At 76.8% G+C, this 23,798-nt stretch carries 14 protein-coding genes; 6 read left to right on the top strand and 8 right to left on the bottom strand.

Translation table 11 applies throughout. The annotated features are described in order from the left end of the window. Positions 1-75: 75 nt before the first annotated feature. From IH25_RS0106915 to IH25_RS0106905, 3 genes are all read left to right on the top strand, one after another. Complete coding sequence (locus IH25_RS0106915; protein WP_245172719.1) at positions 76-1,716, top strand: APC family permease; 1,641 nt, start codon at positions 76-78, stop codon at positions 1,714-1,716. Between the two features lie 198 nt (positions 1,717-1,914). Beyond that, the gene (locus tag IH25_RS0106910) at positions 1,915-3,186 is read left to right on the top strand and encodes a M20 metallopeptidase family protein (protein WP_051753811.1); all 1,272 of its coding nucleotides are present in this window, start codon (positions 1,915-1,917) and stop codon (positions 3,184-3,186) included. A gap of 199 nt (positions 3,187-3,385) precedes the next feature. Then, a complete protein-coding gene (locus IH25_RS0106905; RefSeq protein WP_394298419.1) occupies positions 3,386-4,705 on the top strand; it encodes an MFS transporter in 1,320 nt (439 codons plus the stop codon). A gap of 244 nt (positions 4,706-4,949) precedes the next feature. Here IH25_RS0106905 and IH25_RS0106900 read toward each other — a convergent pair whose 3' ends face one another. Further along, on the bottom strand, positions 4,950-5,693 hold the full coding sequence (locus IH25_RS0106900) for an ANTAR domain-containing response regulator (protein WP_030604695.1): 744 nt from the start codon (positions 5,691-5,693) through the stop codon (positions 4,950-4,952). 936 nt (positions 5,694-6,629) lie between these two features. Between IH25_RS0106900 and IH25_RS41890 the strand changes: the two genes are divergently transcribed. Together IH25_RS41890 and IH25_RS0106890 are read left to right on the top strand one after the other, a co-directional pair. Further along, complete coding sequence (locus IH25_RS41890) at positions 6,630-7,013, top strand: STAS domain-containing protein (RefSeq protein ID WP_051753810.1); 384 nt, start codon at positions 6,630-6,632, stop codon at positions 7,011-7,013. After that, positions 7,010-7,963: a sensor histidine kinase gene (locus tag IH25_RS0106890; protein ID WP_030604689.1), complete on the top strand. Its 954-nt coding sequence runs from the start codon at positions 7,010-7,012 to the stop codon at positions 7,961-7,963. Before IH25_RS41890 ends, IH25_RS0106890 begins: the two co-directional genes overlap by 4 nt. A gap of 102 nt (positions 7,964-8,065) precedes the next feature. Here the strand turns inward: IH25_RS0106890 and IH25_RS0106885 are convergent, their stop codons facing one another. The 5 genes from IH25_RS0106885 to IH25_RS37405 form a co-directional block, all read right to left on the bottom strand. Next, positions 8,066-9,103 carry a rod shape-determining protein gene (locus IH25_RS0106885; protein WP_030604686.1) on the bottom strand — a complete coding sequence of 346 codons (1,038 nt, stop codon included), beginning with the start codon at positions 9,101-9,103 and terminating at the stop codon, positions 8,066-8,068. 158 nt (positions 9,104-9,261) lie between these two features. Beyond that, on the bottom strand, positions 9,262-13,734 hold the full coding sequence (locus IH25_RS41885; RefSeq protein WP_030604684.1) for an SAV_2336 N-terminal domain-related protein: 4,473 nt from the start codon (positions 13,732-13,734) through the stop codon (positions 9,262-9,264). Further along, positions 13,724-14,812, bottom strand: a complete 1,089-nt coding sequence (locus IH25_RS0106875) for an AAA family ATPase (RefSeq protein ID WP_030604682.1) — start codon at positions 14,810-14,812, stop codon at positions 13,724-13,726. Before IH25_RS0106875 ends, IH25_RS41885 begins: the two co-directional genes overlap by 11 nt. Positions 14,813-14,853: 41 nt before the next feature. Then, positions 14,854-16,632 carry a VMAP-C domain-containing protein gene (locus IH25_RS0106870; RefSeq protein ID WP_030604679.1) on the bottom strand — a complete coding sequence of 593 codons (1,779 nt, stop codon included), beginning with the start codon at positions 16,630-16,632 and terminating at the stop codon, positions 14,854-14,856. Next, on the bottom strand, positions 16,632-17,072 hold the full coding sequence (locus IH25_RS37405) for a CU044_2847 family protein (protein ID WP_051753809.1): 441 nt from the start codon (positions 17,070-17,072) through the stop codon (positions 16,632-16,634). Before IH25_RS37405 ends, IH25_RS0106870 begins: the two co-directional genes overlap by 1 nt. Before the next feature lie 248 nt (positions 17,073-17,320). Here IH25_RS37405 and IH25_RS0106860 point away from each other — a divergent pair, with 248 nt between their 5' ends. Further along, on the top strand, positions 17,321-20,932 hold the full coding sequence (locus tag IH25_RS0106860) for a S8 family serine peptidase (protein ID WP_030604673.1): 3,612 nt from the start codon (positions 17,321-17,323) through the stop codon (positions 20,930-20,932). Here IH25_RS0106860 and IH25_RS0106855 read toward each other — a convergent pair. After that, complete coding sequence (locus IH25_RS0106855) at positions 20,907-22,286, bottom strand: carboxyl transferase domain-containing protein (protein WP_030604670.1); 1,380 nt, start codon at positions 22,284-22,286, stop codon at positions 20,907-20,909. The two genes, IH25_RS0106860 and IH25_RS0106855, sit on opposite strands and share 26 nt — an antisense overlap. Beyond that, positions 22,279-23,724 (bottom strand): acyl-CoA synthetase, encoded by a 1,446-nt coding sequence (locus IH25_RS0106850; RefSeq protein WP_030604667.1) that lies wholly within the window; start codon positions 23,722-23,724, stop codon positions 22,279-22,281. Before IH25_RS0106850 ends, IH25_RS0106855 begins: the two co-directional genes overlap by 8 nt. Between the last annotated feature and the right edge of the window lie 74 nt (positions 23,725-23,798).

Genomic DNA, 23,798 nt, shown 5'->3' with positions numbered 1-23,798 from the left:
GACGAACGTGCGGCGTCGAGGTGAATCGGACGGTGTCCGCGCGTCGTCCGGCGCGGGTGCGGGAAGCGACGGAGGGTGGCACGCACCCCCTCGCAGCAAGGATCCGGACCGCGGCAGCCGGTGGCCCGGGTCATACCGGCCGCCCCCGACGCCGTACTCCGCGAGGAGGGCAAACTCCGCCGGCACCTCGGGTTCGCGGCCCTGACGGCGGTGGGCTTCAGCGACATCATCGGCTCCGGCTGGCTGTTCGGCGCGATGTACGCGGCCCAGACCTCCGGCCCGCTGTCCGTGCTGTCCTGGCTGGCCGCCGGCGCGCTGGCCATGCTCGTCGCCCTGGTCCTGGTGGACCTCGCGGCCCGGATGCCGGAGGCGGGCGGTACGGTGCGCTGGCCGCTGTACGCCAACGGCCCGCTGGTCGCCGGGGTGATCGGCTGGGCGGTGCTGCTGTCCGTGGGCGCGGGCGCGGCCGAGGTCACCGCGACCGTGCAGTACCTGACCCGCTGGTTCCCCGGACTGCACACCGGCGGCCGGCTGAGCCTGTCCGGGGTGGCCGTCGCGATCGTCCTCACCGGGGTGTTCGGGGCCCTCAACTGGTTCGGGGTGCGGCTCTTCACCCGGGTGAACTACGTGCTCACCGTCGTCAAGACGGCCATCCCCGTCCTCACCGTCGCCCTGCTGCTGGCCTCCGGCTTCCACCCGCACCGGCTCACCGACCACGGCGGCTTCGCCCCCTACGGCTGGTCGGCGGGCCTGGCCGCGCTGTCCGCGGGCGGGCTCGTCTACGCCGTCAACGGCTTCCAGTCACCGGTCGACCTGGCCGGCGAGGCCCGCGATCCGCGCCGGCATCTGCGGCCCGCCGTGCTGACCGCCATCGCCCTGGCCGTCCTGCTCTACGTGGGCCTCCAGCTCGCCTTCCTCTTCGCCGTCCCGGACAGCGCCCTCACCCACGGCTGGCGGGGCGTCGACTTCACCTCGCCGTTCGGCCAGCTGGCCCTGCTGGTCAACCTGCACTGGCTGGCCCTGCTGCTGTACGCCGACGCCGTCGTCTCACCCGGCGGCGCCACCTTCATCGGGCTCGGGATCAGCGCCCGGCGCACCTACGCCCTGGCCAAGAACGGCCTGCTGCCCCGCTGGTTCCTCGGCGTGCACACCGGCTCCGGCATCCCGCGCCGCGCCCTCGCCCTGAACGCCTCGGTGATGGCGGTCTACCTGCTGCCCTTCGGTACCTGGCAGGACGTCGTCGGCACCCTCGGCAACCTCTTCCTGCTCGTGTACGCCACCTCCGCCGTAGCCGCCGCCACCCTGCGCCCGGTGGGGGAGCCGGCCGGCGCGATGCGCTGGATCCCGCCGCTGAGCTTCCTGGTGGCCACCCTGTTCGTGTACTGGTCCACCTGGCACCGGCTGCACCTGACCCTGCCGCTGGCGCTGGCCGGAGTGCCGCTGTCCTGGCTGCTCCGCTCCGGCCGGGACGGCCTTCTCTCGCGCCGGGAACTGCGCCGGGAGCTGCGCGACGGGGCCTGGCTGCCGGTCTGGCTGACCGGACTGCTGTGCTGCTCCGCGCTCGGCTCCTCCGGCGGCCTGGGACTGCTCCGGGGACCCTACGACACCCTCGCCGTGCTGCTGTTCGCCGCCGCCGTGTTCGCCTGGGCGGTGCGGTCCGGCCGGCGCCATGTGGCCGAGGGCCGCCGCCCCGGCGTGGCCCACCGGGGAAGTTGACGGGGTCTTCGTCATTCTGTCGGCATGCGGACCTGTCCGGATTCGGGGTGCCGGGGGCGTCGGGGGTGTCGGGGACTGTCCGGGCGGCGCCGGGGTCCCTACGGTGGGGGAGCACCCGCCGTACCGGGGCCGAACGGTTCCGGGGAGCCGACCGGTCCGAGGGCCGACCGGTCCGGGAACGGGAAGGAGAACGGCCGTATGACATCCATCTTCAGGGCCGACGACGGTACGCCGGAGGACCCCGCTGTCGGGGCTGCCGTCGGCGCCGGCCTGCTCGACGCGGCGCGGCGGCTGGCTCCCGAGGCGATCGCCCTGCGCCGGGCCCTGCACCGGGGCCCGGAGACGGCCCTGGACCTGCCGGCCACCCAGCGCCTGATCCTGGACGCGCTCGACGGCCTCGGCCTGGACATCCGTACCGGGCGCGCCCTGTCCTCCGTGACCGCGACCCTCACCGGGGCGGCCGACGGGCCGACGATCCTGCTGCGTGCCGACATGGACGCGCTGCCGGTCACCGAGGACACCGGGCTGCCGTTCGCCTCGCGCGGCCCGGGGCTGATGCACGCCTGCGGGCACGACGTCCACATGGCGATGCTGGTGGGCGCGGCCCGGCTGCTCGCCGGGCGGCGCGCGACGCTGCCCGGGCGTGTGGTGTTCGTGTTCCAGCCCGGCGAGGAGGGCCATCACGGAGCACGCCTCATGATCGAGGAAGGGGTGCTGGAGGCGTCCGGCAGCCGGGCCGACGCCGCCTTCGCCCTGCACGTGAACCCGAACATGCCGGCCGGCGCGGTGCTGCTGCGGCCGGGACCGCAGATGGCGGCCTCCGACCGGTTCCGGGTCGTGGTCCGGGGCCGCGGCGGGCACGCCTCGGCGCCGCACACCACCTGCGACCCGGTGCCGGTGGCCTGCGAGATCGTGCTCGCCCTGCAGAGCGCGGTCACCCGGGGCGTGGCCGCCGACGACAGTGCCGTGCTCAGCGTGACCCGGCTGACCGCGGGCACCGCGACCGGCGTCATCCCCGACACCGCCGAACTCTCCGGCACCCTGCGCACGTTGACCGAGCCGACCCGGCAGCGGCTGCACGAGGCGATCGCCCGGGTCGCCCACGGGGTGGCCGCCGCGCACGGGGCCACGGCGGAGCCGACCGTCGTCGCCGGCTACCCGGTCTCCGTCAACGACCCCGGCATGACCGCCCTCGTCCGGCGGGCCGCCGCCGACGCGCTCGGCGCCGAGGCGGTGCGCGTGCTGCCCGCCCCGCAGATGACGGCGGAGGACTTCTCCTACGTGCTGCGGGCCGTCCCCGGCGCCATGGCCTTCCTCGGTGCCTGCCCGCCCGGCGTCGCCCCGGACGAGGCCCCGTCGCTGCACTCGTCCCGCATGACCGTCGACGAGGACGTGATCGCCACCGGCATCGCCTGCCATGCCGCCGTGGCCCACGCCTTCCTGGCCGGCCACGGGCGCCTGGACGGTTGACCCCGGGGCGGGCGGCCCGTAGATTTCCGTGCCGTCCAGCCCAATGGTCCAGACCAGATGTCGGGGGATCGGCGTGCGCGAACCCGTGTCACCGGTGTCACCCGGCCCGGCGGACGCCGCGGATCCCCCGGCCGCGTCCGGTTCCGGCGGGATCTTCTCGCCGCCCCACCTCGCCGCCACCCTGACCTTCACGGTGGTGATGTTCCTGACCGGGTTCGCCGCCCTGGCCGTGGTGCCCACCCTGCCGACGGCGGCCCGCGACCTGGACGGCGTGTCCCTGTTTCCCGTCGTGGCCGGCTGCTTCGTCGCCGCGGGCCTGTTCGGCGGGGTGCTCGGCGGGCACTGGGCGGACCGGTCGGGCGCCCGGCGGCCCCTCGCGCTCGGCATGGTCCTGTCGGTGCTCACCCTGCTGGTGTCCGCGTCCAGCGTCTCCGTCTGGCAGCTCGCCGCCGGCCGGTTCGTGGACGGCCTGGCGGCGGGGCTCGTCGCGGTGTCGGTGACCACCGCGATCGGCCAGACCTACCCCGAGCACCTGCGGCCCCGGATGCTCGCGCTGCTGAGCGCCGGCTGGGTCCTGCCGTCGCTGCTCGGTCCGCCGTTGGCCGGCCTGGCCGTCCAGTGGTGGTCGTGGCGCGCGGTCTTCTACGGCCTGGCCGCGCTGACCGCCCTGCCCGCCGTGGCCTTGGTCCTCGTCCTGCGCCGGCCCGTCCCCCACCCGTCGGCCGGAGGGCCCGGTGCCGGCGGAGGGCCCGGTGCCGGCCAAGTCCCCGCCGAGCGGCCCCCGTTGCTGGTCGCGGGCCTGCTCAGTGCGGGAGCGGCGCTCGGGCAGTACGGGGCCTCCGCGTGGGATCCGCGCCATCTGGCCGCGGTCGCCGCCGGTGTGGTCCTGCTCGTCGGCTTCGCGCCCCGGCTGCTGCCGCGCGGGACCTGGCGCGGGGCGCGGGGCCTGCCGGTCACGGTGCTGCTGCGCGGGCTGACCTCCGGCACCTACTTCGCCGTGGAGGCGCTGGTGCCGCTGATGCTGATCACCGAGCGGCGGGTCGACGCGGTCGTGGTCGGCGCGGCGTTCACCGCCTCCGCCGTGTTGTGGGCCGGGGCCTCCTGGGTGCAGGGCAGGGTGCTCCAGCACGTGGCCCGGCACCGCCTGGTCACGGCCGGCGCCCTGGTCATGGCCGCCGCCGTGGCCCTCGCGGTGGCCGGCTGCTCCGGCGGCGCGCCGCCGGTCACGGCCGCGGCGGCCATGCCGCTGTCCGCCGTCGGCATGGGGCTGCTCGACCCCTGTGTCACGGTGCTCTCCCTGGGGCACAGCCTCCCGCACCGGCAGGGCCACACCACCAGCGCCCTGCAGACCAACATGAACCTCGGCCAGGTCGTCGTGCTCGCGTCGGCCTCCGCCGTCCTCAACGCCTGCCTCGCCGCCGGCGCCGGCCCGCTCGGCGGCTACCGCGCGGCCTTCGCCCTGCTGCTCCTGCCGCCCCTGCTGGTCGCCGCGCTCGCCGTGCGCGCCCGGGGCGACTGACGGCGGGCGGCGGGTGGCGGGTGGCGGAAGGGGCGGCTCGGCGAGGCGGCAGGGAAACCGTCCGTCTCGCGCGCCCGCGCGCCGTCCGGCCCGGCGGCGAACGGGCGCCCGCGGCCGTAACGATGGCATGAAGTGGCCTCGTTCAGGCGTGAACCGGTCGCGTCCTGGGCACGGACCTCCTACCGATGTGCCGGGCGGTGCCGGCAGGAGGAGGGCGTCATGGACCGTCGCATCCGGGTACGTGTCAGCCGGCGGCCCGCCGCGCCGCGCGGGCAGGAGATCGACCGCAGGACTCCCTCGGGGCGCGTGCTGCCGTACTGACCCTGCGGACGGCGGCGGCCAGCGCGGAGCCCAGCGGCTCCGGCGGCGGCGTGCCGTCCGGCGCCGCGCTCGCCGTGACCGCCGCCGCGACGTGCCGCAGCTTGGTGTTGGTCCGCTGGGACGCCTCCCGCAGGATCTCCCAGGCCTGATCGGGCGTGCAGGCGTGGGCCGCCATGAGAATGCCCCGGGCCTGGTCGATGACCGGGCGGGAGTCGATCGCGTGGCGCAGCTGCGCTATCTCCAGGCGCAGTACGTCCAGTTGTTCGGCGCGTTCTTGGGCCACCGCCGAGGCCGCGCGGTCGAGGAGGCCGGCGGGTGGAGTGCCGTCGAGCGGGTCCACGGGGTCCAGGCCCGTCAGTTCCAGCACCCGGCGCGGCTGTCCGCGCCAGCCGGTGGCGCGTACCGGTACGTTCCGCCGGCGGCCGTACGCGCGCAGCGTGTCCAGGGCCGTCAGCCCGGCGGTGTCCAGGAAGACCACCTCGGCGGCGTCCAGCTCGACCCGGGCGATGCCCGGCGGCAGTGCGGCCAGGGCCTCGGCGAGGGTGTCCGCACAGCCGTGGACCAGCTCGCCCCGGGCACGCAGGACGGCCCGGCCGCCTTCCTCGCGGACGCTCACGGCCAGGGGTACCGGTCGCCCGCCCCGCGGTGCGCGTGCCGCCGTGCTCATGTCTCCCCTCCCGGTCCGCCGATCCTCCATCGTCCCTCGCCTGCCCTCCGCACGGCGGCCTACACCCACCGGGGCGCCCACGAGTCCGCCGGGTGCCGGTCGCGTCCGCCGGCGCCGGCCGCGCATGCCGAGGTGCCGGCCGCCTGCCGGGCCCGTCCGATCCGCGTCCGCCGGTGTGGCTGCGCGTGCCGGGTGGAGGGCCGCGCCTGCCGGGCCCGATCCGCTCCGCCGGGCCCCGATCCGCGCCCGCCGACCCCGATCCATGCCCGCCGGCCCCGATCCGCGTCTGCCGGTCCCGATCCGCGTCCGCCGAGCCCGCCCCGCGCCCAGCGTGCCTCACCCGTGCCCGTCGGCCCCGATCCGTGCCCGTCGGCCCCGATCCGCGTCCGCCGAGCCCGCCCCGCGCCCAGCGTGCCTCACCCGTGCCCGCCGGCCCCGATCCGTGCCCGTCGGCCCCGATCCGCGTCCGCCGAGCCCGCCCCGCGCCCAGCGTGCCTCACCCGTGCCCGCCGGCCCCGATCCGCGTCCGCCGGTCCCGACCCGTGTCCGCCGACCCCGACCCGTGTCCGCCGATCCCGACTTGTGCCCGCCGACCCCGACCCGTGCCCCGGTCCCGATCCGCGTCTGCCGGTCCCGCCCCGATCCGCGTCCGTCGGTCCCGACCCGTGCCCGTCGACCCCGATCCGTGCCCGCCGGCCCCGATCCATACGCGCCGGCCCCGCCCCGCGTCCGCCGGTCCCGCCCCGCCCCGCGTCTGCCGACCCCGATCCGCGCCCGCCGGTCCCGCCCCGTGCCCGCCGGCCCCGCCCCGCGTCCGCCGGTCCCCGCCCGGACCCGCCGGTCCCGCCCGGACCCGCCGGGTGTCATCCGTGCTCGGTGAGGGCTGTGGAGGGCGCATACTGGGCAGCTGTGTATCCCGTGCGACTGGGAGATGGCATGAGCGCACCCGAGCCGGCCCGGCTGCTGCCGACGGCCGCCGTGCCGCAGCAGGCGGCGCCGCGGCTCGACGTGTACCCGCTGACCGGGCGGAGCGGATTCCGCGCGGTGGGCGAGGTGAGCCTGCCCACGCGGGACATATGGGAGCGCGCGCTGGAGCGGGTCGTGCGTGAGGCCGGGGACGTCGGGGGCGAGGACGTGTACTACTTGGAGCTTTCCGCGGTGACCTTCGTCGACGTGGCGGGAGCCGGCGCGCTGGCGGACACCACGAAGAACCTGGGCGGGGGGTGCCGGCTGGTGCTGGACCGGCCACCGGACTCCTTGCCACGGATACTGGGGCTGCTCTGGCCCAGCCTTTCGGGGATCGAGGTGTCGACGTCATGACCACGGCGACCCATCCCGCGGAACCGTTCGTCCACCCCGCGCTGTTCTACGCCGACACCGACCAGTACCTGGCCGGCACCGTGTCCTTCATCCGTGCGGGACTGGCGGCGGGCGAGCCGGTCGCGGTGGCCGTGCCGAACGAGAACCTGGCGCTGATCCAGGACGCGCTGGGCGCCGACGGCGACGCCGTACGGTTCCTGGACATGCGCGAGGCCGGCCGCAACCCCGGCCGGATCATCCCCGGTGTGCTGCGCGCCTTCGCCGACGCCCAGCCCGCCGGCCGGCGGGTCCACATCATCGGTGAACCGATCTGGGCGGGCCGCAGCCCGGACGAGTACCCGGCCTGCGCCCAGCACGAGGCGCTGATCAACGCGGCGTTCCAGGGCCGCGAGGTCAGCATCCTGTGTCCCTACGACACCTCCCGCCTGGACGAACGGGTGCTGGCCGACGCCCATGCCACCCACCCCGTGGTCATCCCGGCCGGCTCCACCGACGAGCTGGTCAGCCCGGCGTACGACCCCGACGGCGTCGTGGCCCGCTACAACCTGCCGTTGCCGCCCGCCCCCGGCGCCGGTCCCGAGGTGTTCGGCGCCGCCTTCGCCGAGGACTCCCTCTCCGCCGTCCGGCACCTGGCCACCGAGCACGGTGCACGGCTGGGCCTGGCCGGGACGGCTCTGGAGAACCTGGCGCTGATCACCGCCGAGCTGACCACGAACAGCGTGGTGCACGGCGGCGGTACGGGCACGCTGACGGTGTGGCCGCAGGACGGGTACGTGCTGTGCGAGGTCCGCGACAAGGGCCGCCTCGCCGACCCGCTGGCCGGCCGCCGCCCGCCCGCCCGCGACCAGCGCGGCGGACGCGGGCTGCTGCTCGTCAACCTGCTGTCCGACCTGGTGCGCGTCCACACCGGGCCGGAGGGCACGACCATCCGCTCCTACCTGGGCCGTTGAGCGAGGGCGCGGGCGCGGGCGGGGGCGGAGACGGGGCCGGGGCGCGGCCTCGCCGGGTTGCCTCGCGCTCACGCCGCCCGCGGCCTCACACCGTCGGACGACTCACGCCGCCAGCGGATGCAACTGGAGCGGCTCGATCCGCCCCTCCAGCATCGCCCCCAGCCCCTGCGCCGCGCACACGTCCGGGCGCTCGGCGATGTGCACCGGCATCCCCGTGGCCCGCCGCAGCATCTGGTCGAAGCCGGGCAGCAGGGCCGAGCCGCCGACCATCACGATCCCGCGGTCGGCGAGGTCGGCCACCAGGTCGGGCGGGCAGTCGCGCAGCACCTTCCCGATGCCGTCCAGGACGGCCGTCAGCGGGGTCTGGATCGCGTCCCGCACGGCCGCGGTGTCCACGCGCACGCTGCGGGCCAGCCCCGTGGCCACGTCCCGGCCGTGGATCTCGGCCGACGCCGGGCCCTGCGAAGTGAGGCCGTTGCCGGACAGCGCCAGGTGCAGCGGCCGTACCGACTGGGTGGGCAGCACCAGTTCGTGCGCGTGCCGCAGGTGCTGCACGATCGCGTGGTCCACGGCCTCCCCGCCCACCGGGACCCGCTCGGCGGCGACGATGGAGCCCAGGGAGAGCACCGCGACCTGGGTCGCCGCCGCCCCGCACACCATGACCATGGTGGCCTCGGGCCGCTCCACCGGCAGCCCGCACCCCACCGCGGCGGCGATCAGCGTGTCCACCAGCTCCACCCGGCGCGCCCCCAGCCCGACCAGCGTCTCGACGGTCGCCCGCTGGGCCAGCGGGTCGGCGCCGTGCGGGGCGCAGGCCGCCGCCCGCAGCCGGGGCTTGCGGCGCAGCATGCGGTGCGTCTTGTCGCCCATCAGATGCCGCAGCATGCGCTGGGCCATCTCGATGTCGACCACCGTGCCGCCGGAGACGGGCCGGACGACCTTGATGTAGTCGGGGGTGCGGCCCGTCATCTGCTCCGCGAACTCCCCGACGGCGATGAGCGCGCCGCTGCGGGTGTTCACGGCGGCGGCCGAGGGCTGGTCCACGACCAGGCCGGCGCCCTTCACGTACACCCGGGTACGCGCCGCGCCCAGGTCGACGGCGAAGTGGCAGCGGCGCAACTGCTCCAGGCTGACGGTCACGGCGGATCCTCCCGAGTGCGCGGGCCTTGCGGTGCCCGACTGGTCGGCGGGCCCACTGGCATCCTGACGCGCGGCCGGAGGCGGGCGCCCGCTGGGCACGGCCGGGCGGGGTGCCGCCGAACGGGCGTAATTCCCGGCCGTACCGGTGTGTCGGCGGGTCACAGCACGCGGGCGGCCTCCAGCAGCGGCTCCAGGGAGGAGACGGTGACCTCGCCGCCCTCCCCGCGCAGCCGCCGGCGTCCGGCGGCGGTGGGCGCGTAGCCGATGAAGCGGACGCCGAGCTGCTGGGCGGCGGTGAGTTCGGCGACCGAGGAGCTGATCAGCACACCGCCCCTGGGGGGAGTGCGGACGGCGTCCAGGGCGCGCAGCAGGCAGTCGGGGTGCGGTGTGAGCAGGCCGAGGTCGTCGCGGCGGCCGTGGACGCCCGCCAGCGGCAGCCGGTAGGGCTGCAGACAGTGGTGGACGGCCGCGGTGGACACGTCCGTCACCACGCTGACCCGGCGCCCGGACCGGTGCAGGGCGCGGACCAGCGCCAGGGAGCGGTGCGTCATGGGGGCGTCGGGGACGGCGGCCAGTTCCAGCTCGTCGAGGCGGGCCCGCAGCAGCGGGCCGAGCCGGTCGTGCGCGAAGGCGCGCAGCAGGTCCAGCGGATGGGTGAACGCCTCCCGCCCGGCGGCGCCCGAGGCGGGCAGCGGCCGGCCCGCCAGCGCGTCCTGCGGGTCGCGGTGGTCGGCCACCACCGACAGCAGGTCGAGCACCGCCTCCCGCGCCGAGTGCGTCGTGAACAGCCGCGTCAGCGGGCCCTCGAAGCCGACCAGGACCGTCTCGGCCTCGTCGAGGAGCGTGGACAGCCGCCGCCGGGACGGCACGGGCGGCTCCGCCGCCGGGGCCGGCGCCCACTCGGGGACCAGCTGCACGGTGCACGACACCGCCAGCCCCGGCACCGGCCAGTCGGCGACCCCCGCGTTCACCGCCCGCTGGGCCGCGCCCGCCCGGCGCGGCGGATGACGGCGGGTGATCGGGGCCGCCGCGGCGCACAGGTGCCGCAGCAGCAGCTCGGGGATGCCGGTGGCCTCGGCGCGGACGAAGGCGACCGGGTCGGCCACCCGCCAGGTCAGCAGCACCGCGGCCTGGAACGCGCCCTTGCCGGAGCTGGGCAGGGACACGATCCGCCGGACCTCGTGCGGGGTGAGGTCGACCGAGTAGTACGTCTCCGGGCGGGGCGGACGCGTGCCGTAGGGCTGGATCGGGTCGAGCAGGGTCAGCGGGCCGTCGGCCCGGGTGTGCACGACGGCCGTGCGGCCCGGGGTGGGGACGCCCAGCTCGCGCAGGTCGGCCGTGATGAACGGGCCCTGCACCAGGTCGCGTTCACCGGGTTCGGCGGCCCTCGGCCCGAGCAGGCAGTACCAGGCGGCCGGCGGGCTGTCCGGGGCGCCGTCGGCGAACAGCGGCCGGAAGGGGCGGGCACGCTGGGCGGCGGAGCTGGCGGCGAACTCGTCGTACAGCGCGGGCGGTACGACGACCGTCACGTCCGCGGCCGTCTCCGGCGGCGGGACGGGCGGCTGCCCGAACGTCACCGTGAGCCGGGGCGGATCGCTCAGCCGGGCGAGCGCGTACGGGAGTTCCCGCAGCACGGCGACGAGGACGGGCAGCAGATAGGCGCCGGGTCCGGGCCGCACCGCGTAGCCGTCCGGGCGGACGGTCACCTCGTACTGGCGGGGGCCGGCCGAACCGCGCGCGAGGATCTCGTGCACCGCGGCTTCGAGGGCGATCCGGGCCTCCGGGCGCCCGGTCAGCTCGTCGGCCGTGAAGTGGATGCCGGGGCGGTCGGCGGGGGGTTCCTCCTCGGCCTCCAGGATCGTGTGGAGCGTACGGCGGAGGGCCTCCAGTCCCTCCCGGACGTCCTGGGCGGCCCGTCCCGGAATGCGGTGCAGGGGTTCGCCCCGCCACAACTCCAGTGCCGTGATGGCCCTTTCCCGCGCGCTCACCCGGTCACCGGCGGCTCGGCTCCGTTCCGCTTCGGCGGCCAGCCGGCGGACGCGGAAGACGTCGATGCCGTCGGGGGCGAGGACGTTGCCGAAGTCGAGCGCGTGACCGTCGTCGGTGGTGAGGAGATCCGGGCCGAGGACCCAGCGCAGGCGGCGCAGACACGACTCCACGGAGGGTGTGCCGGCCCGGGGCGTGTCCGAGAGCCCGGTGGCCAGTTCCTCCACGGTCGCGGGCAGGCCCCGGTACAGCAGCAGCATGCACAGGACGGCCTGGTCGTGCGGGAGCGGAACGGAGAGCGGCTTGCCGTCGCGCGTGACCTCCAGCGGGCCGAGGAGGGAGAACCCGAGCGGCCCGGGGCGCGGGCCGGGGCCCAGCCCGAGCAGCAGCTCGACGCCGTGCCGCTGGACCTCGGGGCTCTCGGACAGCAGCTCGGAGGCGGCCGTGTCCAGCGTCCTCCCCAGCTCCTCGGGCCCGTCGCCCCCATAGGTCTCGCGGACGATCCGCCCGAGGGTCCGCAGCGCCCCGCCGTGGCCCCCCGCAGCGATCGGTGTCAATGTCAGACAGGTCAGGACCGGCCCGTGCGGGGTAAGGACGACGGAGCGCAGGTACAGCAGGCCCCCTGGTCCGCCCCCCGCGTACTGGGCGTCGATGCCCATGGCCAGCTTCGGCAGCAGGGCGACGACCTCTTCGGCGGGCAGTCGGCCGCCGGTCTCCGCCAGGCGCTGCTCCAGGGTCCGCCCGGGGACGAAGTCCCGGACCATGTACGGGACACCGTCCTCGATCCCGTGGTCCAGCACCGGCGCGACGGAGGGGTGGCGTACCAGGGCGAGCCGCCGGCACTGCTCCGTGAAGTCCGCGTTGGCGTTGCGCGCCGGAAACCGGTGCACCACGACCGGGGCGCCTCCTTCCCGGGTGTCCACCGCGAGCCAGCCCATGGCCTTCGCCAGCCAGTCCTCCGTGATGCCCGTCTCCACCGGCCGCAGCAGCCGGTACCGCCCCGCGAAGAGCTCCCCGGCGCCGTCCGCCGGCAACCCCACGGCCCCGTCCGCCGACAGGCGCCGCGCGCTGTCCTCGCGGACCGTGGCGAACGGATCGTCCTCCACGGCCGTCCCCGCGCCCCGCTCGGACGGCACCGACGCGCGGAACTCGCCCGGCGCCCGGCCCGCCCGGCGGTCGATGAACTCGCCGATGCGGTCGAGGAGTTCGGTCGTGCGGTGGCGCTCGGTGCGGGGCAGGCCGAGCAGCAGCAGCTCGCGGACGCCGTCCCGGAACGCGTAAGCGCCGGGCGGGCCGCCGGGGACGGTGGTGAGCATGCCGCTGAGGATGACCTCGGCCAGGTGCCGGGGGCGCGGATCCGGGTCTACGGCGGCCTGGACCAGGCGCATCACCGGCAGATCGGGGCGCCCCACCGCGAGGTGCCCGGCCAGTCGTACGGCCTCCGGCGAGGCGGTCGCCCGGAACCGCAGCACCAGCTCCTCGGCGGTGAGCCGCCCCACGTCGGTCCGGTCCTCGGCGTCCGCCGGCAGCGGACGGCCCAGCCCGGCGACGGCGGCGGGGAACTCCGCGCCGCCCGGCGTGGCCAGCAGCCCGGCCCAGTGCGCCAGCCACCGCGGCTCCGGCTCCAGCACGGGCAGCGGCACGGTGCCGCCGGGGCGGACCGGCTCGTCGGGCCCGGGCTCGTACGGTGTGAACGTGAGCGCCGCCGAGGGGGCCACGGGGTGCGGGGCCGACACGGTGCCGGGCAGGGCGGGCAGGGCGGTGTCCCGCCACAGGTGTTCCGGCAGCGGCTGTACGACGGCCAGGGGCATCCGGCGCGCCCAGCGGTGCAGGGTGGCGTACCAGCGCTGTCCGGCGGGGCCCTCCCGCCACTGCGGGCCCATGCAGTCGCTGAGCAGGAGCGTGACCGTACGGCCGTCGGCGGGGGCGGGCAGGCCGGGGCCGCGCACCCGGCCGTCGGCGTCCGCGCGGTACAGGCCGATGGTGCGGAACACGCCGGACTCGCCCAGCACCGCGTGCAGTTCGCGCACCAGGGGACGCCAGACCGGCATGGTCGGCCCCGCGTCGTACACCAGGTTCAGCCGCAGCCAGCGTTCCCGGGTGGGGCGCAGCACCGGCAGCCACCACGCGGGGTCGGCGCCCAGCCGGGCGATGCGGTCGGCGGTCGCCCGCTCGTCCAGCTCCCGGCCCAGGGGCGCGTCGGCGCGGCGGGCCAGCGGACGCAGCGCGCGGTGCAGGGCGAGGCGGTGGCGCAGCATCGGCGGCGCCGGGGCGAGGAGCGTGGCGTGCGGCCGGGCCGCCGCCTGGGCGGGCCGCCGGGCGGGCAGGTGCAGGGGCACCCGGGCGGGTGCCGGCGGCGGCTCGTGCGGGGGCGGCTCGGGGGCAGGCGGTGGCGCGTGCGGGGCCGGCGGGTCGGGGGCCGGCGGCGGTGGCGCGGGCGCGGGTGGGGAAGGGGGTGGCGCCGTCCGCTCCGCCGGCTCATGCCCCTCGGCCTCCGGCGCCCCGGTCTCCGGCCGCATGTGCCGGGCCAGCCACAGGACTTCGGCCAGTTCCAGCGGGGTCGGGCGCACCCCGTGGGACACCCGGGCCAGTACCTCGGCCAGGCGGACCACGGGATCCGGGGCGCCGGCCGGCTCAGAAGACATCGGACTGCGCGCTCTGCCCCAGGTAGGGCATCAGCTGTTCGGCCAGCCGGTCCAGGGACCCGGCGTCCAGGCCGGCGGAACGGGCCAGGTAGATCGCGTTCAGCAGCTGGTCGGTGGCCAGGTCGCCGGCGCCCGACCGGGACAGGAAACGCTCGATCAGAGTCCGCGCGTAGGCGTCGGGTTCGCCCAGGTGGGCGCGGACGATCTCGGCGAGGTGCCGGTCGTCCGGCTGCCTGAGGTGCAGCGTGACACAGCGGCGCAGGAAGGCGGGCGGGAACTCGCGCTCGCCGTTGCTGGTGAGGACGACGAACGGGAAGGCCCGGCAGCGGACCCGGCCGCGGACCACCGGGACCCGCTCGTCGGTGCCGTCGGCCAGTACCTCGGCGACACCGTCCGGGGTCAGCCGGGAGGCGCGCACCAGCTCGGGGATCTCGTACTGCCCCTCCTCCAGCACGTTCAGCAGGTCGTTGGGCAGGTCGAGGTCGCTCTTGTCGATCTCGTCGATGAGCAGCGCGCGGGGCCGGTCGTAGGGCAGCAGCGCGGTGCCGAGCGGACCGAGCCGCAAGTGGTGCTCGATGCCCGACCCGTCGACAGCGCCGCCCGTGCCGCCCGTGCCGCCCGCGCCGCCCGCGCCGCTCGTGCCGCCCGTACCGTCCGTCCGCCCCGGCCGGGCCGCCTCCTGCCGGGCCGCGTACAGCCGGGAGAGCGGGTCGTACTGGTAGAGGCCGTCGTGCAGGGTGCTGCGGCTGGTGATGTTCCAGCGCAGCACCGGGCCGAGCCTCAGCTCCCGGGCGACCGCGTACACCAGCGAGGACTTGCCGGTGCCGGGCGGGCCGGTGACCAGCAGCGGGCGGCGCAGGTACAGGGCCGCGTTGACCAGCTCGACGGTCTCCTCGGTGGCCTGGTAGGTCTCGGCGCGGTGGGTGCGGTCGGGGGAGTGGGCGGCGGTGTCGGCGGCGGCGTCCGGCGCCGGGAGCACCGGCCCGCCGTCGAAGTCCCGCCAGGGCGGCGGCGCGGGCAGCTCGGCGATGCCGTCGTGCGGCTCGTTCGTACCGGTGTAGACGGGCCACAGGGGCATGGGCTCTTCTTCTCCGTGGGGACGGTCGGGTGTGCGGGCGGTCAGGCGACGGGCGAGTGCAGGCTCGCGCCGGTCTCGGGGAAGCAGCGCGGGTCGTCCCACAGCAGCTGGAGGTGGCGCGCCCAGTGCCGCTCGGGCTCGTCGGCGGCCTCCGCGGTCAGCCGCAACGACATGACGTGCCGGGGGAGTTCGGCGGGCGGCACGTCGGCGACGGAGGCGGTGAGCTGGTCCAGGAACGCGGCGCCGGGGCAGGACGCGTCCGGGTCCGGGCTCCCGGGGCTCCCGCCGCCCGGCGGGTCCGTACGTACGGTCTCGGCGCGCGGCGCGTCCTCGTGCACGGCGCAGGGAGTGCCGGTCCGGGGCCACAGCAGGACCGGTACGGGCACGTTGAGGCCGACCTCGAACAGCGGGCGGGCCGCCGTGGGCGGGGCGGCGAACCCCGCCAGCCGGGCGTCGCCGTCCCACAGCCTCTTGCGCAGGCTCGGCGGGCGCTCCCGGGTGCCGCACTCCACGCGGTGCACCTCGACCCCGCCGCCGGTGTCCAGCTTCTGCCACTTCTTGCGCAGCTGGTGGCGCAGCCGCCCGCTGTGGTGACGAGCGCGGTCGGTCACCACCAGGGGATAGGCGCAGCCCAGCGGCGTACTGTCGTCCGCGCCGCACTCCCAGTGCGCCACCGCCTCGTTGAGCCACTCGCGCGGCAGCACGAACGTCACCAGCTCGTCGGCGTCCGGGGCGAGATGGGCGACGGCCTCGTCGATACGGCTCTGGACGTAGGCCCGTACCCCGGTGCGGGGGAGCCGGTGGGCGCCCACCGGCCGGCGCCGGCCGTCGCGGTACGCGGACACCTCCACGGTCACCTGGTCGGGGCCGGCGCCGCTGTGGTCGATCTCCACGACGACCGGCGACCAGGCGGGCCCGGCCTGCGCGGTCACCGGGTCAGGCGCCGCCCGGCCCGGTAACGCCGGCCGCCCGCCGAGGAGGGTGCCGAGCCGGTCGGCGAACCGCGGCAGCGCGTGAGGGTCCGGGACCTCCCAGCGCACGTAGTCGGCCGCCGCCCGCAGGGAGGGGAAGCCGCCCGGGGGCAGGGGCGGCCCGAAGGGGCCCACCGCGTCCACGTACAGCCGGTTGGGGTCGTACCCGCCGCCGGGGTCGGCGGCGGCCCGGCGCAGCAGGTCGTACAGCCGCCGCCGGTCGTCGTCCCCGAGGCCCGCTGCGGGCACCAGCTCGGCCAGGTCGGGCCAGTACCGGGCCAGCACGTCCAGCGGCAGCATCCGGCCCTTGCGCACCTCCGGTGACGTCCCCAGGGCGGCGGTGACCATGCCCGCCACCCTGCCGTCCGGCAGCGTCGCCGCCGCCCCGCTGAAGCCCTCCACGATCGGCTGCCCGTGGCCGTGCCACGTCACCAGCTCCAGCCACTCGCCGGCGATCAACTGCGCCGAGACGGCCTGGTATTCGGCGAGGGTGCCCTCGTCGTAGTGCTCGGGGAAACCGTAGGAGACCAGTTTGGGGTACGGCTCGGTGTACGCGGTGTCGTGCGGGGCGAACCGGGCCGGGGCGAGCGGGATGTCGTGCTCCACCGCGAGTTCGAGGACGGCCACGTCGCCGGGGTCGGTGTCCGCGCCCGCCCAGCCGCCGTGGGCGACGACCGTGGCGGACACCTCGCCCAGCTCCCGGGCGTGCGGGAAGCCGACCGTCACCGGGGCCCGGCCGCGCTTGCGGACGACATGGGCGCAGGTCAGCACCAGGCGGCCGGTCACCAGGAAGCCGGCCCCCACCACGTCGCCGCAGACGACCCGGGCCTGCCAGGCGGGGCCGCGCATCACCGGCTCCCGGGCTCCGGGGCCGACGCGCTCCGGCCCGGCACCGCCGTGGTCGGCGCGTTCTGCCCCGGCGCGCTCTGCCCCGGCACGGCGGGCGCCGGTTCGGCGGGCGCCGTGCCGGCCCGCTCCGGGGACCAGCTGAGCTTGACCACCAGGTGGCCCTCGGCCGAGCCCTTGGCGATGACCGCACCGGCCTCGGCGGACAGCCGTACGCCGAACTCGATCTCCACCGCGTCGGGGCGCAGGCTGCCGTCCCGGAAGACCCGCAGCGCCGCCGCCGCTGCCGCCCGTACGTTGTCCAGCGCGCCCTCGAAGGTGCGCGCGGCCTGCGCCGGGCCGTCGCCGCGCGAGACGAGGCGGGCGCCCGATCTGGCGGTGCCGCCGTCCACCACGACGAGCGCGCCGTCCTCGGTTCTGAACTCCAGCAGTCCGTCGTCCATGGCGCCGCTCGCTCCCCCTTGTTCCGTGCGCTGCTCGTGCAAGCCCCATGGTACGGACGGTGCTTGGCGCGTCACGCCGGTTGACGCGCGTGGCGGGAGCGGGCGGTGGGCGGCGAACGGCCGGGCCATGCCGGCGAGAACCCGCCAGGGCGGCTTCCCGTCAGCGGTGGTCAACTCCCGTGCCGTCGCGCCCGGCTCACACTCGTACCGGCACATGTCACGCGCGACCCCTACGAGATGAGGCGTGGATGAGCACAGGACCCGTCAGACGCGGCACGGCACTGCTGGCGGCGGCGCTGGTGAGCGCCCTGCTCCCGGCCGGCCCCGCGGTCGCCCGGGCGGCCCCCGCCGCCGCGCCCGCCCGGGGCGCCGCCGCCCCCGCGACCGTCACCCTGGTCACCGGCGACCGGGTGACCGTCACCGACCTCGGAGGCGGCCGGCAGACCGTCACCGTGCGGCGGCCCCGGGGCGCCACCGGTGCCGTCCGCACCCAGCGGACCGGCGGGCACCTGACCGTCGTACCGGACGAGGCGCTGCCGTACCTGCGGGCCGGCACCCTGGACCGGCGGCTGTTCGACGTCACCGGGCTGATCCGGCAGCAGCTCACCGACGCCCGGGCGGACACGCTGCCGCTGATCGTGACCTACGGCAAGGGCGTCCGGGCCGCCGTCCCGGCCGGGGCGAAGCGCACGCGGGCGCTGCCCAGCCTGCGCGGGGCCGCCCTGGCCGCGGGCCGGGACCGTACCTTCTGGCGGTCGTTCACCCAGGGCGCGGGCATCGGCAAGGTGTGGCTGGACGGGCGGGTGACGGCCGACCTCGCCCACAGCAACGCCCAGATCGGCACGGCGGCGGCCTGGGACGCGGGGCTGACCGGCAAGGGCGTCACCGTCGCCGTCCTGGACACCGGCGCCGACCTCGGCCATCCGGACCTGGCCGGCCGGGTGAGCGCCGGCCGGAGCTTCATCGAGGGGGAGGAGGTGGCCGACCGCAACGGGCACGGCACCCATGTCACCTCCACCGTCGGCGGCAGCGGCGCCGCCTCCGACGGCACGGAGCGGGGGGTCGCGCCGGGCGCCACCCTCGCCGTCGGCAAGGTGCTGAGCGACCAGGGCTCGGGCAGCGAGTCGCAGATCATCGCCGGGATGGAGTGGGCGGCCCGGGACGTGCGGGCCCGGATCGTCTCCATGAGCCTCGGATCCCCCGAGCCGAGCGACGGCACCGACCCGATGGCCCAGGCGGTGAACACCCTGTCGATGGAGACCGGGGCCCTGTTCGTGGTCGCCGCCGGCAACACCGGCGCGCCCTCCGCGATCGGCTCGCCCGGTGCCGCCGACGCCGCCCTGACCGTCGGCGCGGTCGACTCCGCCGACCGGCCCGCCTCCTTCACCTCCGCCGGACCCCGCCCCGGCGACAACGCCCTCAAGCCGGACCTGGCCGCACCCGGCGTCGACATCCTCGCCGCCCGCTCCCGGCTCGCCCCCGGCACCGGCGACTACACCTCCATGAGCGGTACGTCGATGGCGACCCCGCAGGTCGCCGGGGTGGCCGCGCTGCTCGCGGAGCGGCACCCCGACTGGAGCGGCGCCGAGCTGAAGGACGCGCTGCTGTCCACGTCCCGGCAGCTCGACACCTCCGCCTACGTCCTGGGCGCGGGCCGGGTCAGCGTCCCGGACGCGGTACGGGCCGGCCTCACCGCCACCGGCAGCGCCGACCTGGGCTTCCACCGCTGGCCCTACGACACCGGCCGGCCCGTGACCCGTACCCTCACCTACCGCAACACCTCCGACGCCGACGTGCGGCTGAGGCTGTCCGTGAAGGGCGCCCCCGACGGCGTGGTCACTCTCGCCCGGGACACCCTCACCGTGCCCGCGCACTCCACCGCGTCCACCACCGTCACCGGCGACGCCACCCGGGCGCCCGTCGGCGAGACCAGCGGACAGGTCGTGGCCGCCGCCGAGGACGGCACCCCCCTCGCGCACACCGTGTTCGGCCTGGTCAAGGAGGAGGAGCGGTACACGCTCACCGTCCATGTGAAGGACCGCGACGGCGCCCCCGTGCCCGCCGACCTCACCGTGCAGCGGCTCGCCGGGGGAGAGGACGCCCGGCCCGCGCACGTCGGTGACTCCGGCACCCTCCGGCTGCGCCTGGAGCCGGGCACCTACACCCTCGCCACCTTCCTCGACGTACGCGGCGGCCACGGCGCCGACTCCCTCGGCCTCGGCTTCCTCACCGCCCCCGAGATCCGCCTGGACCACGACCGGGACGTCACCCTGGACGGCCGGGAGCTGCGCGAGGTCAGCGCCGCCGTGGACCGGCGCACCGAGACCCGCCAGCTGCTGATGGAGTACGACCGCCAGGCGAACGGCGCCGACCTGTTCGGCGCGGTCCAGGTCCCCCTCGCCTACGACAGCGTCTTCGCCGCGCCCACCCCGAAGGTCACCGAGGGCACCTTCGAGTACCGCACCGTGTGGCGGCTGGCCAAGCCGCTGCTGGAGGTGAAGGGCGTCACCGAGGCCACCGTCCAGCCCGGCGGCACCCTCGCCGAGGGCCGCACCCGGCTGCCGCTGGCCGACGTCGGCGACGGCCCCCTGACCGGCGTGTCCGGCAAGGCCGTCCTCGCCCGCCTCGCCCCCGGCGCCGACCCGGCCGCGCTCGCGCGGGCAGCCCAGGACGCGGGCGCCAAGGCCCTGTTCGTCACGGACGACACGCCCGGCCGGCTGATGGCCTGGTGGGGCACGGACGACAACACCGACCGGCCGCTGACGATCGCCACCCTGAACCGCGCCGACGCCGCCCGGCTGCGCGCCGCGGGCCGGGCCGACATGACCGGCACGCCCGACTCGCCGTACGTCTACGACCTGTCCGAGGGCCACCCGGGCGCGATCCCGGACCGGGACCTCACGTACACACCTCGGCTCGCGGCCGTGCACGTGAGGTTCCACGCGGCCGAACCCACCTCCGGCGGAGAGTTCCGCTACTCCCTCACCGGCACCTTCCCCCTCGGCATCGGCTTCCAGGAGCGCGTCTCGCTGCCCGCCGAACGCACCGACTACGTCTCCACCGGCCCCGGCCAGCTGTGGCACGAGTCGGTCACCGTCCGCGACGGCGCGCTGGAGGAGCGCGGCGGGCTGGTCCGCTACACCGGGGGCACCCGGCCGGAGCTGGACTGGTTCCGCCCGGTGTGGCACCCCTGGCTGGGCACCGGACTCGGCTGGGGACAGCAGCGCGCCGGTGACCAGCTCCGGTTCAACACGCCCGGCTGGGGCGACTCCGGGCCCGACCACACCGGCTTCGGCGACGTGTGGAGCGACGACAGCGGACTGCGCCAGACCACCGCCGTCCACCTGGACGGCACCCTCGTGGACGAGAGCACGAGCTCCGCCGTCCACGTCTCCGGCGCGCCCGCCGACGAGCACGCCTACAAGGTCGTCACCGACACCGCCCTGGACGCCGCCCGGTGGCCCGTCGCCACCCGCGGCCACACCGAGTGGACCTTCCGGTCGGCGGCCACCCCGGAGGACCGCTGGACGTATCTGCCGCTGGTCGACCTCGCCTTCGACCTCGGTACAGACCTGGCCGGCCGGGTGCCCGCGGGCCGGCGCGTGCCGGTCGGGATCGCCGCCGAGTACGTGGCGGGCGCGACCGGCACCGGCCGGCTCGGCGGCGGCCGGCTGGAGGTGTCGTACGACGACGGCACCACCTGGCGTACGGTCCCGCTGACCGCCGGCCGGGGCGCCTCCTGGCACGGCACGCTCACCGTGCCGCGCGGCACCGCCCACCTGTCCCTGCGCGCCTTCGCCCGCGACGACCGGGGCGGTTCGGTCACCCAGGAGATCATCCGGGCGGCGGCCGTCGGGTAGCCGGAGGACGGGGGTGGTGCGCGGGTCCCACGATGCCCCGGACCACCCCCAGCTCCACCAGGTCCTGCGGCCGGATGCGCAACTGGCCGGCGGTCGCCTCCACCTGCTCCGGCGGGCGCTTGAGGATCGCCGCCGCGAGTTCGGGCGCGATCACCGAGAAGTAACTGTCCGGGGTGGCCCAGGTGTTGCCCGGCGCGGCCAGCGCCAGCGCCCCGCCGGAGCCGCCCTCGCCGATCACCAGGGTCGCGAGCGGCACCCGGGCGTCGGCCACCGCCTGGAACACCTCGGCGATCGCGGCCCCGGCCCCCTGCCGTTCCGCGTCCGCGCCGTTCGCGGCGCCCGGGGTGTCCACCAGCGTCAGCACGGGGACGCCGAGCCGGTCCGCGAGCCGGATCAGCCGGGCGGCGGTGCGGTACCCGGCGGGCCGGGTCGCCGTCCCGGTCTGCGCCGCGAACGCCACGCTCCGGCCGTCCCGTTCGCCGAACCCGCACAGCATCCCGTCGGGGTCCGTGCCGCCGCACCGGTCGCCGCTGATCAGCACCCGGCGGTCGAAGAGGCTGTCCAGGTAGGCGCCCGCCCGGGGCCGCCGTGGGTCCCGGGCGGCCGTGACGGCCGCCCACCCGGTGGCGGGCGGACCGGCCGCGCCCAGCGCCTCGGGCACGGGTGCCCCGGCGGCCGGGGCCGTCAGCAGCCGCAGCCAGGTGCCGAGCACCTCCTTCAGCCGGTCCGGCGCCACCACCGCGTCCGCCGAGCCCGCCGCCACCTGCGCCTCCGCCGTGTACGCGGCCGGGTCGGCGTCCGGCGGGCGGACCCGGGAGCCGGCGAAGCCCACCTGGGCGCCGGGCAGGGCCAGCACCACGTCCGCGCCCGCGCCGAGCGTGGCCCAGCCGCCGCCGGTCGTCGGGTCCCTCAGCACCGCGATCTGCGGCAGCCCCGCCCGCCGGGTGAGCGCCGACTCGCGGGCCACCCGCTGGAGCTGGGTGAGCGCGAGCATGCCCTCCTGCATCCGGCTGCCGCCGGTCGCGATCAGCGGCACCACCGGCAGCCGGTGCGCGCGGGCGTGGGCGTGGGCCGCCACCAGCCGGTCCCCGGTGCGTTCGCCCAGCGAGCCGCCGAGGAAGCCGAACTCGAAGGCGATCAGCACGGCGTCGGTGCCCGCGACGCGCGCGGTGCCGCAGACGACCGACTCGGCCTCGCCGGTGCGCTCGGCGGCGCGGGCCCGCGAGGCGTCGTAGCCCCGCCAGCCCAGCGGGCCGTCCGGCGCCGACTCCCCGGCGGGCGCGGAGAGTTCACGGAAGCTGCCGGGGTCGGCCAGCAGCGCCAGCACCTGACGCGCCGAGCGCCGCTCAGGCATCGGCCAGGGCCCGCTTCATGATCTTGCCCATGTCGTTGCGGGGCAGCGCGTCCAGGTAGCGGACGACGCGGGGGCGCTTGTGCGGGGCCAGCCGCCGGGCCACGTGGTCCGCCAACTCCTCGGCGCCGGGCGGGGACCCGGGGTCCGCCGGGACGATCCAGGCCACGATCCGCTCGCCCAGGTCGGCGTCCGGCTCCCCGGTGACCGCCGCCTCCCGCACGCCCGGATGCTCCAGCAGCGCGTTCTCGATCTCCCCGGCCCCGATCTTGTAGCCGCCGCTCTTGATCAGGTCGGTGGCCTTGCGCCCGACGATGCGGACATAGCCGTCGGGCTCCCGTACGGCCATGTCCCCGGTGCGGAAGAAGCCGTCGGCGGTGAACGCGGCGGCGGTGGCGTCGGGCCGGTTCAGATACTCGGTGAACAGGTTCGGGCCGCGCACCTGGATCTCGCCGACGCTCTCCCCGTCCCAGGCGGTCAGCTCCGTGCCGTCCTCCTCCACCAGGCGCAGCTCGACGCCCGGCAGCGGCACCCCGACCGTGCCGGCCCGCGCCTCGCCGTCGGCCCGCACGCTGGTGTTCATCAGCGTCTCGGTCATGCCGTAGCGCTCGATCACCCGCCGGCCGGTGGCCGCCGCGATCCGCTCGTGGTCGTGCACCGGCAGCGCGGCCGAGCCCGAGACCAGCAGCCGGGCCCGCGCCAGCGCCCCGGCCAGCTCCGCGTCGCCGGACAGCGCCTCGGCGATCCGGTGGTACATCGTCGGCACCCCGAACAGCATGGACGCGCCGTCGTTCAGCTCGCGGGCCACGCCCTCGGGGGAGAACCGGCCCAGGTGCCGTACCTCGCCGCCGCGCCGCAGCGGGCCCAGCACGCCCAGCACCAGCCCGTGCACATGGAACAGCGGCAGCCCGTGCACCAGCACGTCGTCCCCGGTCCACTGCCAGGCGTCGGCGAGCGCGTCCAGGGTGGTGGCGAGGGCCCGGCGGGGCAGCACGGCGCCCTTGGGCGGGCCGGTGGTGCCGGAGGTGTACACGATCAGCGCCGGGTCGCCGTCCGCCGCCCGCTCCCCGGGCAGCGGGCCGGTGGCGGACGCGTCCACGTCGACGCGGGGCAAGCCGGCCAGGACCGCCGGCAGTTCGGCGCCCGGCGGGGCGAGGACCAGGGACGGCGCGCTGTCGGTGAGGATGTGCCCGAGTTCCTTCTCGCCCGACTTCGGGTTGAGCGGCACCGCGGCCACCCCGGCGAGCAGCGCGCCGGTCACCGCGACGGCGGTCTCCAGCTCCGGCACCGCCCACACCGCGACCCGGCCCGCCCCCTGAAGCCGGGCGGCGAGGGCACCCGCGGCACCCGCGAGAGCGCCGTACGTCAGGGTCCTGGGCCCGAAGCGCAGGGCAGCCGCCTCGCGGGGACCGTCCGCCAGGGCGGGGAAGAGAGGGGACACGCGGCGCACTCCTTACTGCCGGCGACGGCCGGCTGCCGGGACGACAGCACCCTTCCTACACCAGCGGAACGCCT

It is taken from the genome of Streptomyces achromogenes subsp. achromogenes (genome assembly GCF_000720835.1).
Classification (GTDB): domain Bacteria; phylum Actinomycetota; class Actinomycetes; order Streptomycetales; family Streptomycetaceae; genus Streptomyces; species Streptomyces achromogenes.
This window is presented reverse-complemented; position numbering and strand designations above follow the sequence as displayed.

What these genes read in the sequence shown, in the direction of transcription:
- IH25_RS0106910 (WP_051753811.1), top strand. Translation starts at nt 1,915, where the DNA reads ATGACATCCATCTTCAGGGCCGACGACGGTACGCCGGAGGACCCCGCT.
- IH25_RS0106905 (WP_394298419.1), top strand. Translation starts at nt 3,386, where the DNA reads ATGTTCCTGACCGGGTTCGCCGCCCTGGCCGTGGTGCCCACCCTGCCG.
- IH25_RS0106900 (WP_030604695.1), bottom strand. Translation starts at nt 5,693, where the DNA reads ATGAGCACGGCGGCACGCGCACCGCGGGGCGGGCGACCGGTACCCCTG.
- IH25_RS41890 (WP_051753810.1), top strand. Translation starts at nt 6,630, where the DNA reads ATGAGCGCACCCGAGCCGGCCCGGCTGCTGCCGACGGCCGCCGTGCCG.
- IH25_RS0106890 (WP_030604689.1), top strand. Translation starts at nt 7,010, where the DNA reads ATGACCACGGCGACCCATCCCGCGGAACCGTTCGTCCACCCCGCGCTG.
- IH25_RS41885 (WP_030604684.1), bottom strand. Translation starts at nt 13,734, where the DNA reads ATGTCTTCTGAGCCGGCCGGCGCCCCGGATCCCGTGGTCCGCCTGGCC.
- IH25_RS0106875 (WP_030604682.1), bottom strand. Translation starts at nt 14,812, where the DNA reads ATGCCCCTGTGGCCCGTCTACACCGGTACGAACGAGCCGCACGACGGC.
- IH25_RS0106870 (WP_030604679.1), bottom strand. Translation starts at nt 16,632, where the DNA reads ATGCGCGGCCCCGCCTGGCAGGCCCGGGTCGTCTGCGGCGACGTGGTG.
- IH25_RS37405 (WP_051753809.1), bottom strand. Translation starts at nt 17,072, where the DNA reads ATGGACGACGGACTGCTGGAGTTCAGAACCGAGGACGGCGCGCTCGTC.
- IH25_RS0106860 (WP_030604673.1), top strand. Translation starts at nt 17,321, where the DNA reads ATGAGCACAGGACCCGTCAGACGCGGCACGGCACTGCTGGCGGCGGCG.
- IH25_RS0106855 (WP_030604670.1), bottom strand. Translation starts at nt 22,286, where the DNA reads ATGCCTGAGCGGCGCTCGGCGCGTCAGGTGCTGGCGCTGCTGGCCGAC.